We start from the raw sequence: 14229 nt of genomic DNA, 5'->3' as shown, positions 1-14229 counted from the left end.
ACCAATGGGACTTTTTGGATTTGGCAAGAAATTAAGCCTGCCTACTGTGACAGAAGCACTATCGGGTCGCACTGAGGAAATGCCCCTTAAGAATCGTCATTTTGTTAACGGCAACCCGCTCAAACCTCCTTTCCCTAATGGATTGGAAACCGCAATGTTTGGCATTGGTTGCTTTTGGGGAGCAGAGCGCAAATTTTGGCAGCAACCCGGTGTTTTCAGCACGTCTGTTGGCTATGCTGCCGGGATTACCCCAAATCCCACCTACAACGAAGTTTGCAGCGGCATGACAGGGCATAATGAAGTCGTTTTAGTAGTCTATGATCCCAAAGTTATCTCTTACGAGCAACTGTTAAAGGTATTTTGGGAAAGCCATAACCCTACTCAGGGGATGCGCCAAGGTAATGATACCGGAACACAATATCGCTCTGGCATCTATACTTACTCCGAGGAACAACGCCAGGTTGCAGAAGCAAGTCTGAAAGCCTATCAACCGATGCTAAGTCAAGCGGGTTACGGCAATATTACGACTGAAATTTTGGATGCGCCACCGTTCTACTATGCAGAAGACTATCACCAACAATATCTCGCTAAGAATCCTGGTGGATATTGTGGGCTAGGCGGCACTAATGTTTCTTGCCCAATGGGTGTTGCAGAAGTTGCTGGCTGATTTTTGAATGCCCAGAGCGATCGCACCCATATCTCTGCCCCTAACTCAGTTTGTGTTGACTTGGCGCAAGTAGGGGCGCGGCATTTGGCAGCAAATCCTGGCAGTTCTCTAAAAACATTGCCCAAATGCCACGCCCCTACAAGATCTTCAACACACAATCCGTCAGAATTACATATATTATTCATCACTCACAAGTTTTTAGCAGTCAGCATATCCAGTCAGCTACTTGGACTATAGATCTTTTTGAGAAATCTCCTGGATCGATGCTTGTTTCTTTTCATAAAACTGGATGGCAACATAGCCAAGCGACTGCAATAGTGCGGCGTTACTTGCAATCCCAACCGCTGCTCCCAAAAGAGGAATGACTTCAACCACACTTAATCCTGCTTTGAGAACACTGGAGCCACCCATAGAGAGTCCCCATAACGCTAAAACTTCTCCACGACGAGCCGGTTCATCCAGCGAAAATCCATAAATGGCTGCAATCCGATAAACCATCTTGGCTTGCAGAGCGGTCACAGCCGCAATATCGACTGCGAGTAGCATTAAAGCAAAAGGCGGCACAATGTTTGTTAGCAGTCCAATCCTAGCGGCTCTGAATGCACTATCCGCAACAACACGCTGTGCCAACTGCTGAGGAGTTTCCAGAGGATATTGCTGTTGCAGAGTGACTACATCTTGCTTCACGGCTTCAGCATTTACCTGTCCCAATGCCGCCATTAGCCAATTAATCCCTGGCAATTTGGTTGCGTATTTTACTAGGGGATTTTCTGCGATCGGGGTAACGATATTCCCAATGGTTTCAGTTCCCTGCTCAACCATATCTTGCAGAGGCGGGGCGATCGCGTCTTCTAGCGTACTAGCGGCTGATGCGATCGCCGTCTGAAACTGTTGCATTGTAGCCTGAGCTTGTTTCCAATTATCGGTTTCGGGGTTTGGGGTCATTACGCTAACAGTTTTTCAAAAATGTCATTAGTTTGGACGAAGCTTCATTGTATTGAAAACTAAAACAGATCATATCTACCTCAAGATGGCTTATGAAAAGTGCTAAGAACACCTACTTCTTGTTGTATATCTTTACAATGCCCTAGCGTGTTTTCGGTAGAACGACTATAATCAAGGTGTTAAAGTATGGATGAGAATAAGATCGGCTGTAGTGTTTGTGTCTAATATTGACGAGTTTTTCCGTTTTGTATTGACAGGCTTCTCTCCGAAATCTCACTCTCTGCAACCTTTTCGATTTTGGAGACAATATGTCAATTTACGTAGGCAATTTATCTTACGACGTTTCTGAGGCTGACTTAACTGCTGTATTTGCAGAATACGGTTCAGTTAAGCGCGTTCAACTACCTACTGATCGGGAAACCGGTCGGATGCGTGGCTTTGGTTTCGTCGAAATGGGCACCGACGCTGAAGAGCAAGCTGCCATTGATGCACTAGACGGTGCAGAATGGATGGGTCGAGATCTTAAAGTCAACAAAGCGAAGCCCCGTGAAGATCGCGGCGGCTCCTTTGGCGGCGGCGGTGGCGGTGGTCGTCGTAGCAACAGTTTCTCTCGTAGCTACTAGTTCCTATAGCTAGAGTATCGAATCAGTTTACTTAGGGCAAGAGAGAACTAACCTATCTTTCTCTCTTAGATTCTGAATACTGAAGTTAATCATTAAAAGCTCAGGATGTTTATTCCTGAGCTTTTTGTATGAGCAGTACTTGGTATAAACAGGTGTCCTCATGACAGCACTTTATAGTCTGCTAATACATCATGGTTAAAAAACAACTTTACAAACACGATACTGCGAGTTATGTCATTGAACACAAAGTTTCTCAACAGAAAGAAGAGAAGTTCAAGCAATGGCAACATAAAATGACTCAAGCGGTTAGCCAGTTTGATGGCTACTTAGGAACCACTGTTTGCCCACCGATAGAACATGACAATAAGTGGTATGTCATCGTTCAATTTGACTCTTCCGACAACTTAGTTAACTGGCTTGAATCAAAGATACGTCGTGATCTAGTTGAAACTGGTAAGCAAGTTTTTCTAACTTCCAAAATTACTCACTTCAAAACGGGTCTAGAACGCTGGTTCGTTAAGCAAGAGGCACACCCACCTGCTTGGAAGCAAATTTTGGCAACTTTGTTGGGGCTTTATCCAACGGTGATGCTGTTAAGCCTGGTGCAAGCTTCTTTACAATGGACAAATTCATGGGCGTTTGCAGATGTCATGCTCTTGAGCAACTTCCTCTCTTGCTGCCTACTAACCTGGCTAGTGATGCCTTTTGTGGCGTGGCTGCTCAAAGCGTGGTTACAACCCAAACGCAATTCGACGCAAATGAATTGGATTGGTGCAGGGCTTGTTGTGACAGCACTAGCATTGATGCGCTCTATTTTTGCTTACTCAGCTTAGAATTCTATGAATATTGCTTTACCTGATTGGTCATTCTCGCCAGAGCAGGCGATCGCGCTACAGCAAGAACTTCGCAGCCAGGTGATTGTGACGGATCAATTGGGTAAGGTGCGCTATGTGGCAGGGGTGGATGTGGGTTTTGAAGCAGAGGGAACAATTACCCGTGCCGCTGTTGCGGTCTTGGATGTGGATACTTTGCAGGTGATCGATCTCGCGATCGCCCGTCGTCCTACCACCTTTCCCTATATTCCAGGCTTACTCTCGTTTCGTGAAATTCCTGCTGTGGTAGATGCGCTGGAAAAACTCACAGTTTTACCTGATCTGATTCTGTGTGATGGTCAGGGAACGGCTCATCCCCGGCGGTTTGGTATTGCCTGTCATTTGGGACTAATCATCAATTTACCCACCATTGGCGTTGCTAAATCTTTGTTGGTCGGCAAACATGCGGATTTGGCAGACGAAAAAGGTCACCATCAACCCCTAATCCATAAAGGTGAAACGATTGGTGTTGCCTTGCGAACTCGGGTTGGCACGAAACCTGTTTACATTTCTCCGGGGCATCGGATTAGTTTAAACACCGCGATCTCCTATGTCATGCGCTGCACGACCAAATATCGCCTACCCGAAACAACTCGCCATGCTCACAAACTGGCATCGGGACCCGCAATCGACGCGATCGCGGTTTTACCGATTCCACCCGATCAGCTTTCTCTCTTTTGATTTGCAGAAGATGATGCACTCCGCTAGTCGTCAAGTGTGATCTTGATCCTATTAAAACTGGACTTCAAGTACCCATACGAGTGATATTTTCGAGCTTTTACGAAATCCCACAGCAAGTGCGGGAAGTCAATTTAGCGAAAACAACGTTCCCCAGCCACTCACTTATCCTTTCGCGCTGTGATATTTCGCTGACTCCACTGAAGCGATCGCAATAGCCCGCGATCGCCTGCACCAAAAAGTTTCCTGTTGATGTTCATCTGATCTGTTAGGAGCATTCCACCCTGCCCATTTTAATCGGGTCGGCAATATTGTCCTGCTCCTAAGTTCACTATGCGCGTCAAAAATTAGCCCCTAGGAGAATTCGTCCATGAACGTCAATCAAATTGCATCTGCTCTACGCAACTTGGTTCAAAATGAGCAACTGTCATTCAATCAAGCGACCCTACAATCTGTACAAGATTCGGCGATCGCAGCCCTGCGTCTGGATTTGCTCTTCACCCTCCTAGAAGTTGAGGGGTTGACCTTTTCCAAGCCCAATATCACTACCACTAACGATAGTGTTTCAGTGATGGGTGACGTGAGCTTGTTAGGAACTACAGTCTCACTTGATATCACTTTCCAACAACTTGAAGCAGGAATTCGCTTAAACTTTAGCGTCAAAGTCCTGCCAAGCTGCCAGGTTCCTGGCGCTAATTGGTTGACCCTACAAAGTGGACAACTGGCATTGCAAGTCGATGACTCGACGGTTGCAGGTAGCATCAGCGGTTCCATTCAGGCAGGCGATCGCGACATTGCCATGGTTCTGCTGGTTGGGCAGAAAGAGGGCGAATTGGTATTTGAATGGACGATTGCCGAAATTAGTCTCGCCGCGATCGCTCAGACCTTTTTGGCAGGCGCTTCTCTGCCACCAGAACTGCCAAATCTGGCATTCAAAGATGTGGAAACCGTGATCAAGCCTCAATCCCGCACCTTTTCTTTCCAGGCATCCACTGCGACACCGCTTAACTTCCCGGCTAGCGGCAATGGACTCAGCATTACGCAAACTCAAATTTCGGTGGCTCGTGTCGCAGTAGAGGCAACAAATCAGATTAACTGCGCGATCGCCCTGAGTGGCAATCAACCCTTGCAAGTTGCTGAGGAACTGGTTCTAAACCGCTTCCAACTGGAGATGAAATTGACCGGACAAGATTGGCAAGTGATCGGTGAAGTGGAAGCCGATATTTTTGCAACAGCATTTATGCTCAAGGCGGAGTATTACCAAACGCCGGAAGAGAAACATTTCCAGCTATCACTGGCAGCGAATCCAGCAGTGACCTTGATCAACCTGGATTCAACGGGACACCTGAGCGTTTCCAGTCTGGTTGTGGATCTGCTGCAACAGCCTGCACCAACACCCGAAACCCCACCGCAGTCGGCATGGAGTGTCTCGGCAACGGGCGCGATCGCGCTAACGGATGTGGTGGATGTCAACGGCAGATTGACGTTGGCAAAACAGATTGATGGCACTGCTAGCCTGGTCTTCCAGCCCGATCAAGCACTGGTTCATATTCCCTTGCCACCCGACAAAACCGCTGCAATGGATTTGAGTTTTGGCGAAGTGGCGATCATCCGTCAACCCAGCCTCGATCCAGCGAGAAAAGCAGATTGGCAGTTTGAAGCGGCTGTTGATGTTTCCTTTAAAGGTTGGCATCCTAAGGTACACCGCTATTTGCCTGAAACGATTGCCACTGAGTTCAAGGCGAATCGCAAAGGCGTTCAACTGGTCGCCGATCGCGTGGTCAATCCGTTTGATTTTGCGTTGCCAAACGTTGAAGTGGGCGATGCTTCCGTTGAATTGGGCAGTGCCAGCATTGATGTCTCCGATTTGTTCATTTTGTTAGGCAAAGAAATTGCGATCGCCGCTCAACTAGGTGTGGGCTTGCCTTCTCAATTGAATAACCTGTTCGGCACGAATCCGGACGGCACCCCTAAACTGGAGTTTTTCAACACGTTTGATCCGAGCGATCGCGACCAAACCACCATCAAAGCCGAACTACGGATTGGTACAGCAGGTATTCAGGTAGTGCCCACGTCCTCAATCATTCGCGCCATCAGCCTGACCAACGAACAGGGGCAACTTCTGCAACCGGGTGAAGATCCCTGGTGGCTGTGTGATCTACAAGAGTTTGGCGCAATCAAATTTAAGGTGCCCACCTTCAGTTACGACACCCAAACGTCTAGCTTTGCCGCCAGTGGCGCTTTTGATACGGTGCGTCCGTTGTCGTTGCCAATGACATTAATGAAACAACTGCTGTCTGCTTGCAAACTTCAGGGGGCTGCGGATGCACTCCCTGCTGGCTTGCCGCTCAAGGGTGTGGAGATTGTGGACAAGCAAGGCGACTTTAAAGTGGACGAACTGTTCAAAGTGTTAGGAACCTTGGGCACCAGTTTATCGAGCGAGGTGAAAGAGGCGATCGCGACCCTGGGTCAGCAGCTTGATAAACTGCCCGACAGTTTCAAGCAATATCTCAATATTGAGATTCCCCAAAGCTTCGCCTTTGACATTGCCGTTACGCCCGAAGGCACGGTTCGCTTTGATGCCAGAGTCAAACAGGGTGATCCCCCAATCAAGCTATTACTACCCGGAATGCTGGGGATTGTGCCCGTGCTGAATGGCATCCAACTCCGCAAGCTGTCATTTGGTCAACTGGCAGGTGGTAGTTTGTTCCTGCTGCAAGTGGATGCCACGCTCGATCAATTTGACTTGGTGACGCTGGCAACTTCAGTCGCGCTGCCGGAGGTGTCTGCCAAACTGCTGCCCTCCACCCGAACATTGCATCGGCGATTGGTGTTGAATGACTTGTTTATGGTGATTGTGTATCAAACGGTGATTCCCATCCCCATTCCACTGTTCTACAACGAAGTGGGGATTGAATATTTGGGACTGGAAGGACTGGAACTGGGTGCCCACGCGCAATTCCCGATGCCCACGCTGAATCTCGTGGAAGCAGGTAAGTTACTCTCTGGCTTCAAGCAGTTTTTTAGCGATCGCAGCTATCTGCTCGACCCTAACGCCGCCCCTGAAAACATGAACCTGAAGTTCTCCCTCAGAAAGAACTTTTTGCAACTGCCGCCCTATCTCGCGCCTGACACAGCATTGCTAGGCGATCGCCAATCAGGACCCGAAATCAATGCTTACCGCAGTCTGGCGCAGTTGCTCAACGGCATGAAAACCCTGTCGGTGAATCAACTCATCCAGGCAATGCCGATCGAACAACGGGTCAACAGCACCGCGATCGCCTTTGGTCCCTTTTCCGGCAGCTTAGGCTGGTTCGTTACCACCCCCGATGAGTTTCGCCAAATTGCCAGCCAACCTCAACTGAAAGCTCAGGCTTATCAACGGCTGGGTTTGACCACTGACGCTCAAGCCACTGGAATGCTCTCAGTATTGCCACCCGCACCCACAGGAGTCGGCAACGAGCAAGGGTTAGTCACATTTTTGAGGGGCACCTGCGCCATCAACAATCTGGCAAGCTTCGAGACCACGTTTGGGTTAGCGACATCCAAAACCCTCGGCTTCAATACGGGCTTCCGCATGGTAGGCAAAGTCAGCGATGGGCTGGAGCTTGGCATCAACGGTCGTGTGGTAGTGCCTGGACAAGCGGGTTCTCGCCGCACTGCTAGCGATGCTGCTTTCCAACTGACAGGACAAAGCTACCTCACCTTCCTGAATCAACGGATCTTTCAGGGTGATGTGCAAATCAGCGATCGCCGCTTCCAGTGTCAGGGCAGCCTCGACCTGTATGGCTTAGGCGGTTCCGTGATGCTGGCAATTGATCGTGACCAAGGTGCAGACCTGCGGGGCGACCTGAATGCGATCGACCTAGGCGTGTTCAAGCTGACTGGAGCAGGCGGCAGACCAAAACCTAGCGTTGCCATTCAAATTCGCTCGAATCAAGTTCCAACGATGGCATTGTCTGGAGCGGTGCAGTTGCTCGGTATTCAGAGTGAAACCCAAGTGAGTGTGAGCGATCGCGGCTTCCAATTCACCACGACGGGCAATCTGTTCAACAAATTCAGGTGCGCCTTAACCGCATCGGGAACTCGTCTTAACAACACGGCAAACTTCCGGGTGGCTGCCACCCTGCAAAATGATCTGCGGCAATTCCTCAAAACGGAAGCCACAAAGGTGATTCAGCAAGCGGTGGGTGAGGCGCAATCTCGCATTGACGCCCAGCAGAGACAAGTTGATGAGGCGCAAACAAGGGTCAATTCCTTGAATCAGCAAATTGATACCCAACGGGCGATTGTAAACAACGAACGGGCTGCTGCCAACCGTGGGATTGACGATGCTCGCCGTAAAGTCGCCAATGAACAAACGAAGGTCAATAATCTGGGTAACACAATTCGACAAAAAGAAGCAGAGCGCGATCGCTTGGGTCGAGATCAAAGCTGTACCACAATCAGGATTTGGGTGCCAACCCCCTCTTGGAGAAAACCTTGGGCTGGTCGTTGGGAAAACCGCACAACCTGTGTGCCCAATCCAGTATCAGTCGCCAAGGCAGGGGTGCTACAAGGAGAAATTACCGGCTTGTATACCCAATTAGGCACCGAAAAAGCTGGGCTAGCCGCTGCCGAGGCATTTCTTGATAAGGTGGTGAAAGGTGCCGTCAACACGCCAATTGATCTCGATCCGCGTGTGTCAGGCTTGATCGTCAGTCGTGATACGGCGATCGGGGTTCTCAACGGCTACAAACAAACCCTTGAAGCAACCAAGCGGGGTTTGGGTGCAGTCGGGGTTGCCAGCGAGTTCATTACCCGTCGCGGCTTAGATGCTCTGCTGGTGGTGAATGCTGCCAGTTTCGAGGCAGACTTAAATACTGCTTCTGGTGGAGTGGTGACGATGGCAATCAGCCTCACCTATCAAGATAAGCTCACTAACCTGTCAATGACATTCAACTTCAACGACCCGGTTGGTAGCGCCAAAGCTCTAGGTCAGCGGCTACTGTCGATGTAGGAAAACGAGAGGGGCGATCTCACTCCTTAAATAAATAAACAAAGGGACGTGGATTTTCATGTCCCTTTTCTCACGGATTGGGCTGTACCCTAGGATGAACCAGCTAAAAAGTGATCTTTCAAACCCTATCGACTCGTGAATCTTCCTTCTTTCATCTGGCTGTGGCGAATTGCAGCATGGTCAATGGGCTTATCCTGGCTTGCCTATTTATTGCTGGGAATTTCTGGGCTGTGGATGCGATCGCTGCGGCAAAATGGACAGGCTCGCCCGGATTGGTTACGCCCAGTGCATTTCATGCTGGGATTAACTTTAGCCGTTTTGGTACTAGTGCTATTGGCGATCGGCATTGTTGGCACCTTGGGCGAATATGGCAGTTTAGGGCATTCCGTGCATTTCATATCCGGTTTAGCCGTTGTCTATCTCGTGTTTCTGTCGGCTTGGAGTGCCGTGCAGATCACTACAGAGCGACTATGGGCAAGGCGGCTACACATTGGCATTAATACAATCTTGCTGGTGGGGTTTATTGGGGTATCGGCTACAGGTTGGACAGTGGTGCAGAAATACCTGCCTTGAAGGAGCGACTCGACGGTAGGGTGTAAAGTATAGAAAAATGGAGCAAGATGAGTGGAATCGGTTCAATCATCACCCGAAACGCAGTCTATTTCTGTAAAAGAAACTTTTCCGGTAACGTTTAGGCTTTCACCGCTGATTCGGATAACGTTGCTGGGGTTATATGGGGCATTAACATCGCCATTGCCCTTACTGCCGCAAACAGACGGAGTGGTTGTTTCTCCCCAATGGCTGTGGTTGGGCATTAGCTTAGGCTTTGTTGCCCTATATGGAGCATTGTCAGAGCGAGTGATTGTCACTGAAACAGAGATTCAGGTGACCTATCCAGCCTGGATGCCGCGCTTTTTGCGGAAAGGATGGGTTTTACCCTGGGCAGAAGTAAAAGCTTTGAAACCTCGCTCTACTGGGCAGGGAGGCATTGTGTATTATTTTTTGAGTCAGGCTGGGCAGGCGTATTTGTTGCCAATGCGCGTTGCAGGGTTTTCACGGTTAGTTCGCTTAGTGCAAGAACGAACAGGGATTGATACCAGTGATGTGCGTCCATTGTCGCAACCATGGATGTATTTAATGCTGCTAGGGTTAACGGTGCTGTTGCTGTTGGTGGATAGTTGGACAATTTGGACGGCACTTTCCCTCACGGCATGATCTCCCCGACTCAACCTACCCAAATTCGCGTAGATCGGGTGAGTTTCGCACCGCAATTGTTGAAGTCTGCCAAATTGGGGCGCAGGGATCAATTCAACCTGCCTGCTTACTATTCGCTGCGGGAGGTGTCGTTTGAAGTCTTTGAGGGCGATCGCGTTGCGATTGTGGGTGCCGCTGGAGCCGGTAAAACTACTCTATTACGGCTGCTGAACCGCCTAATTTCTCCAACTCAGGGATCGATTTATTTGGGCGATCGCCCAAATACCGAAATTTCTCCCGTTGACCTGCGACAACATATTCTCTTGCTACCCCAAGAATCTAAGTTGCTGGGAATGACAGTACAAGATGCCTTAGCTTATCCGCTGCAACTACGGGGTTTTTCGCCGCAAGCGATCGCAGCCCAGGTGAGCGAGTGGCGCGATCGCCTGCCCATTCCGGTTGAGTGGCTGCATCGAACTGAGCCGCAATTATCGTTAGGACAACGGCAATGGGTGGCGATCGCCCGTGCCCTAATTGCCCAGCCTCAAGTTTTATTGCTCGATGAACCCACTGCCGCATTAGATGCCAATCAGTGCCAGCAGTTTTTCGCGGTCTTTAAGCAATCTGGATATGCGCCCACGGTTTTAATGGTGACACATCAACTGGATCTGGCTCAAGCATGGTGTACTCGTGTTTTACACTTTCAGGGAGGACAGTTAGTTGTAGATCAACCCGCAAGTAAGATTAACTGGCGAACCCTTGAAGAAGCCTTGCAGCAAACCGCGATCGCCCAGGAAGAAGAATGGGCGTGAGAGGTCAAAAATCTGAAAATGAAAAAGGCTCCTCCTATAGGGGAGCCACTGAATCAAGAGGTTAGAAACAGAACTTTACAAACGCTTATAAACTAGGACAACTCTGTCTAGATTTGGCGACAGAGTAGGGGAAGCGAACGGGTAAAAGCCTCCAACACTGTTAGAAACCCAACTAAAACCGCTCAAACGGCTTCCTGGTTCTTTTCGCTGGTGCGGATGCGAATAATTTGATCAACTGGAGTCACAAAGATCTTGCCATCGCCGATCTCACCCGTTCGAGCCGCTACGATAATCTTATCGATCACCATGTCTACCTGTTCGTCTTCAACCACAATTTCAACCTTGAGCTTTTGCAAAAACTCAACGGTATACTCTGACCCGCGATAGCGCTCAGTTTGTCCCTTCTGGCGACCAAAGCCTCTGACCTCAGAAACCGTCATGCCAACAATGCCTGCATTGACAAGCGCAATCTTTACTTCATCAAGCTTAAACGGGCGAATAATAGCCTCAACTTTTTTCAACTCCTTCACTCCTTATTTTTATGGGCTGCTTTGTTATTTAGCATGTCACTTTCTATCACCGTCCAGAGCGAATATTTTGTAACAAAAACTACAGTCTGCTGTCTGGCGATCGCACACTTTATCAAATACTTGCCTAATAGCAAGATACTAAAGATGTTTCAAGCATTCATGGAAGTAAAGATCTCTAACGGGAAGGCAGCAACGGGCGCACAATCAAAAATCCGGTGCCAAACGCCGTCACAATAATCATGCAAATGACCAAAACTAGCCACCATGCCCCAATTTCTTTCGCTTCCGCTTGAGTAGTCGAAGCAGACTGACTAGGCTGCCCCGTAAACAGTTTCCCAGGGAAATTGGTAAGCTGCTTCAAAGCGTTTTTGGCAGGAGTTCCAGCAGACGAACGATTTAAGTGAACAGGGCGTGCTAGGGTTTCAGCGGTCAGTGAAGTCTCGGCAACTGAGCTGGAAAAGTTGTCTGGACTTGCGTTGCCTCCCTGTGAGTTGTCTCCCTGTAAAGTAGTATCTGCAAGCTGACGAAGATAGAGGGCTGACTGCACTACTCGCTCAATTTCTAGCCGCAACTGCTGATTTCTTTGAACCAGATCGTTATTTTGAACCTTTAAAGAATCGAGGGACGTTCGAGTAGATTGCAGTTCACTGGCGACTTCTCGATAGACCGAAATAGGAACAGACGGGCTACGGGGTGCTTCTAGTTTTGAAGGCGTGGATGTTTTGGCAAGTTGCATCATCGGTTTAGTATTGACGTTAGAGGTCATAGGAAAGAAGTGTTTGTGGATACAGCAAAAAATGATTGCCCACACGATAAACCCAAACTTAAAAAGTGACCGTTTTTCTTGAACTGACAAGTCACCCTTGCGCGATCGCCCCTTACGTTTACTTCTGTAGGTCGTCTTTGTCTTGCAGGGTCCAGAGGATCTGAAAGCTGAGTTTAAGCAGAAAAATTGGTAGACCTGCCTGGGGATTGAGCCAAATGGCGAAACCAACGATCGCAAACTCAGTCACCTTACGCCATTTCTTGAAGTTGGAAGGTTTCATTGGAAGTTCTTGTGAGTTGACTTCTCCAGAATTGCTGGGGTGTGCATGACAACCCGTGCGTGACTTGCGTGACTTGCATGAGTTAGAACAAAAGCAATCGAATCTTTTGGTGAAGATATGGTGGATCGATCGTTGCGGGCATCTGAAGCAGGCGTAAAGAAGATCAGAAAGGCAATGAATCGGGATAGCTGGACACAGCAGAATCTGGCAGACGCGCCTGACTTGAAAGTAAGTCGTTCCACTATTGGTAATTTTGCTAATGGAAAACCTGTAGATCGATGGATTTTTGAGGAAGCCTGTCGCCTGCTGGATCTGTTGATCAAAGATATTGCTGAACCTGAAGAAGAAACTCCAGATCCGAGCATTGTTGAACTGGTATCCAAAGCCCGATCGCAGATCCAGACATACACGCAGGAACGGTGCGGGACGATGCGGGTGCTGGATATGACCCAGCCGATCGACTTGGACAACATTTACATTCAGGTCAACATTCTGCACAAACTGACGCGATCGCGGGGATCGGAACTGGCGGAACTGCTGCGGGAAGGGTCGCTGGAAAACTTCGATCGCTTCTGCATTGGCAATGTGCAACAAAAGCGAGTGCCGGGACTGGAAGCGGTGGAGAAGTTCTCAAAGCTGATGATTTTGGGCAAGCCGGGAGCGGGGAAAACCACCTTTCTGAAGCATCTAGCAATGCAGTGTATTGACGGCAAATTTCAGGGCGATCGCGTCCCCTTTTTCATCACGCTGAAGGAGTTTGCAGAGGAGAAGGGAGAACCGGGATTGCTGGAGTTTTGCGATCGATTGGCAAGGATGGGGGCGATCGAGCTATTCCGCAACGGCAGAGCGTTGGTGCTGCTGGATGGGCTGGATGAGGTGCGGGAGGCAGATGCCAGTCGAGTGCTGCGACAGATTCAGCAGTTTTCGGTGCAGTTTCCGGGCAACCAGTTTGTCATCACCTGCCGGATTGCAGCGCGAGAATACACCTTTGAGCAATTCACTGAGGTGGAGGTTGCCGACTTTAACCCGGAGCAGGTGGCGGAGTTCGTGGGAAACTGGTTCAACCACAAAAACGATCCGGTGAAGGCAGAGCGGTTTTTAGCAAAGCTGAAGGACGAGAAAGCGATCGCCGAGCTTGCCACTAGCCCCCTACTGCTGACGCTGCTGTGTCTGGTGTTTGAGAATTCGGGCAGTTTCCCCAGCAATCGGGCGGAACTGTATGGAACGGGCGTGGAGGTGTTGCTGAAAAAGTGGGACACGAAGCGGAATATTGATCGCCAACAGGTCTACAAAGGGCTGTCGCTGAAGCGGAAGGAAGATTTGCTCAGTTATGTGGCGCGATCGACTTTTGAGGCAGGGAACTACTTCTTTAAGCAGCGCGAGGCGGAACGGCTGATTGGCGAATATATCCAAAATTTGCCGAATGCTGATCCTGCCGCGCTGGAAGTGGATAGTGGGGCGGTGCTGAAGGCGATCGAGGCACAGCATGGGCTGTTTGTGGAACGGGCACGAAACATCTATTCATTCTCACACCTGACGTTTCACGAGTATTTTGCAGCGCGGGGCATCGTGGAGTCACGAGATCCGGCAGCGTTGCAGGCGTTGGCAACCCACATCACCGAGAAACGCTGGCGAGAGGTGTTTTTGCGGGTGACAGAACTATTGCCCAATGCCGATGAGTGGCTACGAATGATGAAGGCTGAAGTAAATTCGCTCTTAGCAAAAGATGAGAAATTACAGGAGTTTTTGCGTTGGGTGGATGAGAAGGCGCGATCAATAACATCTCAGAGGATGTCTGAGAAGTTAGGGGCTACGCTAGCCGCCTGAGCATCAGACGAATCATGGCAACATAAATGAAAGTTT

At 49.4% G+C, this 14229-nt stretch carries 13 protein-coding genes; 9 read left to right on the top strand and 4 right to left on the bottom strand.

Annotated features, from left to right (window positions below):
* Window positions 1-4 precede the first annotated feature (4 nt).
* Window positions 5-667: a peptide-methionine (S)-S-oxide reductase MsrA gene (gene msrA, locus AB3R30_RS20985; RefSeq protein WP_458651158.1), complete on the top strand. Its 663-nt coding sequence runs from the start codon at window positions 5-7 to the stop codon at window positions 665-667.
* A gap of 231 nt (window positions 668-898) precedes the next feature.
* Here msrA and AB3R30_RS20980 read toward each other — a convergent pair whose 3' ends face one another.
* A complete protein-coding gene (locus AB3R30_RS20980) occupies window positions 899-1612 on the bottom strand; it encodes an EcsC family protein (RefSeq protein WP_458651157.1) in 714 nt (237 codons plus the stop codon).
* A 308-nt stretch (window positions 1613-1920) separates the two neighbouring features.
* Here AB3R30_RS20980 and AB3R30_RS20975 point away from each other — a divergent pair, with 308 nt between their 5' ends.
* From AB3R30_RS20975 to AB3R30_RS20945, 7 genes are all read left to right on the top strand, one after another.
* Window positions 1921-2235 (top strand): RNA recognition motif domain-containing protein, encoded by a 315-nt coding sequence (locus AB3R30_RS20975; RefSeq protein ID WP_171575956.1) that lies wholly within the window; start codon window positions 1921-1923, stop codon window positions 2233-2235.
* Between the two features lie 191 nt (window positions 2236-2426).
* Entirely contained in the window at window positions 2427-3068 is a 642-nt protein-coding gene (locus tag AB3R30_RS20970) for an antibiotic biosynthesis monooxygenase (protein ID WP_458651156.1), read from the top strand.
* 6 nt (window positions 3069-3074) lie between these two features.
* Window positions 3075-3788: a deoxyribonuclease V gene (nfi, locus tag AB3R30_RS20965; RefSeq protein WP_458651155.1), complete on the top strand. Its 714-nt coding sequence runs from the start codon at window positions 3075-3077 to the stop codon at window positions 3786-3788.
* Between the two features lie 367 nt (window positions 3789-4155).
* Window positions 4156-8784, top strand: a complete 4629-nt coding sequence (locus AB3R30_RS20960) for a hypothetical protein (RefSeq protein WP_458651154.1) — start codon at window positions 4156-4158, stop codon at window positions 8782-8784.
* 135 nt (window positions 8785-8919) lie between these two features.
* Window positions 8920-9357 carry a DUF4079 domain-containing protein gene (locus AB3R30_RS20955; protein ID WP_458651153.1) on the top strand — a complete coding sequence of 146 codons (438 nt, stop codon included), beginning with the start codon at window positions 8920-8922 and terminating at the stop codon, window positions 9355-9357.
* A gap of 51 nt (window positions 9358-9408) precedes the next feature.
* Complete coding sequence (locus AB3R30_RS20950) at window positions 9409-9999, top strand: hypothetical protein (protein WP_458651152.1); 591 nt, start codon at window positions 9409-9411, stop codon at window positions 9997-9999.
* Complete coding sequence (locus tag AB3R30_RS20945; protein ID WP_458651151.1) at window positions 9963-10790, top strand: ABC transporter ATP-binding protein; 828 nt, start codon at window positions 9963-9965, stop codon at window positions 10788-10790. Before AB3R30_RS20950 ends, AB3R30_RS20945 begins: the two co-directional genes overlap by 37 nt.
* A gap of 182 nt (window positions 10791-10972) precedes the next feature.
* Here AB3R30_RS20945 and AB3R30_RS20940 read toward each other — a convergent pair whose 3' ends face one another.
* The 3 genes from AB3R30_RS20940 to AB3R30_RS20930 form a co-directional block, all read right to left on the bottom strand.
* Window positions 10973-11320, bottom strand: a complete 348-nt coding sequence (locus AB3R30_RS20940) for a P-II family nitrogen regulator (RefSeq protein WP_458651150.1) — start codon at window positions 11318-11320, stop codon at window positions 10973-10975.
* Window positions 11321-11495: 175 nt separating this feature from the next.
* Complete coding sequence (locus tag AB3R30_RS20935; RefSeq protein ID WP_458651149.1) at window positions 11496-12086, bottom strand: hypothetical protein; 591 nt, start codon at window positions 12084-12086, stop codon at window positions 11496-11498.
* Between the two features lie 118 nt (window positions 12087-12204).
* Window positions 12205-12366, bottom strand: a complete 162-nt coding sequence (locus AB3R30_RS20930) for a hypothetical protein (RefSeq protein ID WP_458651148.1) — start codon at window positions 12364-12366, stop codon at window positions 12205-12207.
* Window positions 12367-12483: 117 nt separating this feature from the next.
* Here AB3R30_RS20930 and AB3R30_RS20925 point away from each other — a divergent pair, with 117 nt between their 5' ends.
* Window positions 12484-14193: an NACHT domain-containing protein gene (locus AB3R30_RS20925; RefSeq protein ID WP_458651147.1), complete on the top strand. Its 1710-nt coding sequence runs from the start codon at window positions 12484-12486 to the stop codon at window positions 14191-14193.
* The last annotated feature ends 36 nt before the right edge of the window (window positions 14194-14229 follow it).

Origin of the sequence: Sivoneniella epilithica UHCC 1019 (assembly GCF_040830845.1) — a bacterium.
Taxonomy (GTDB): Bacteria; Cyanobacteriota; Cyanobacteriia; order Leptolyngbyales; family Leptolyngbyaceae; genus ULC077BIN1.
This window is presented reverse-complemented; position numbering and strand designations above follow the sequence as displayed.

Excerpts from the sequence above, each read along its gene's own strand:
- AB3R30_RS20980 (WP_458651157.1), bottom strand. The coding sequence starts at position 1,612 with ATGACCCCAAACCCCGAAACCGATAATTGGAAACAAGCTCAGGCTACA.
- msrA (WP_458651158.1), top strand. The coding sequence starts at position 5 with ATGGGACTTTTTGGATTTGGCAAGAAATTAAGCCTGCCTACTGTGACA.
- nfi (WP_458651155.1), top strand. The coding sequence starts at position 3,075 with ATGAATATTGCTTTACCTGATTGGTCATTCTCGCCAGAGCAGGCGATC.
- AB3R30_RS20960 (WP_458651154.1), top strand. The coding sequence starts at position 4,156 with ATGAACGTCAATCAAATTGCATCTGCTCTACGCAACTTGGTTCAAAAT.
- AB3R30_RS20975 (WP_171575956.1), top strand. The coding sequence starts at position 1,921 with ATGTCAATTTACGTAGGCAATTTATCTTACGACGTTTCTGAGGCTGAC.
- AB3R30_RS20925 (WP_458651147.1), top strand. The coding sequence starts at position 12,484 with ATGGTGGATCGATCGTTGCGGGCATCTGAAGCAGGCGTAAAGAAGATC.
- AB3R30_RS20935 (WP_458651149.1), bottom strand. The coding sequence starts at position 12,086 with ATGACCTCTAACGTCAATACTAAACCGATGATGCAACTTGCCAAAACA.
- AB3R30_RS20930 (WP_458651148.1), bottom strand. The coding sequence starts at position 12,366 with ATGAAACCTTCCAACTTCAAGAAATGGCGTAAGGTGACTGAGTTTGCG.
- AB3R30_RS20970 (WP_458651156.1), top strand. The coding sequence starts at position 2,427 with ATGGTTAAAAAACAACTTTACAAACACGATACTGCGAGTTATGTCATT.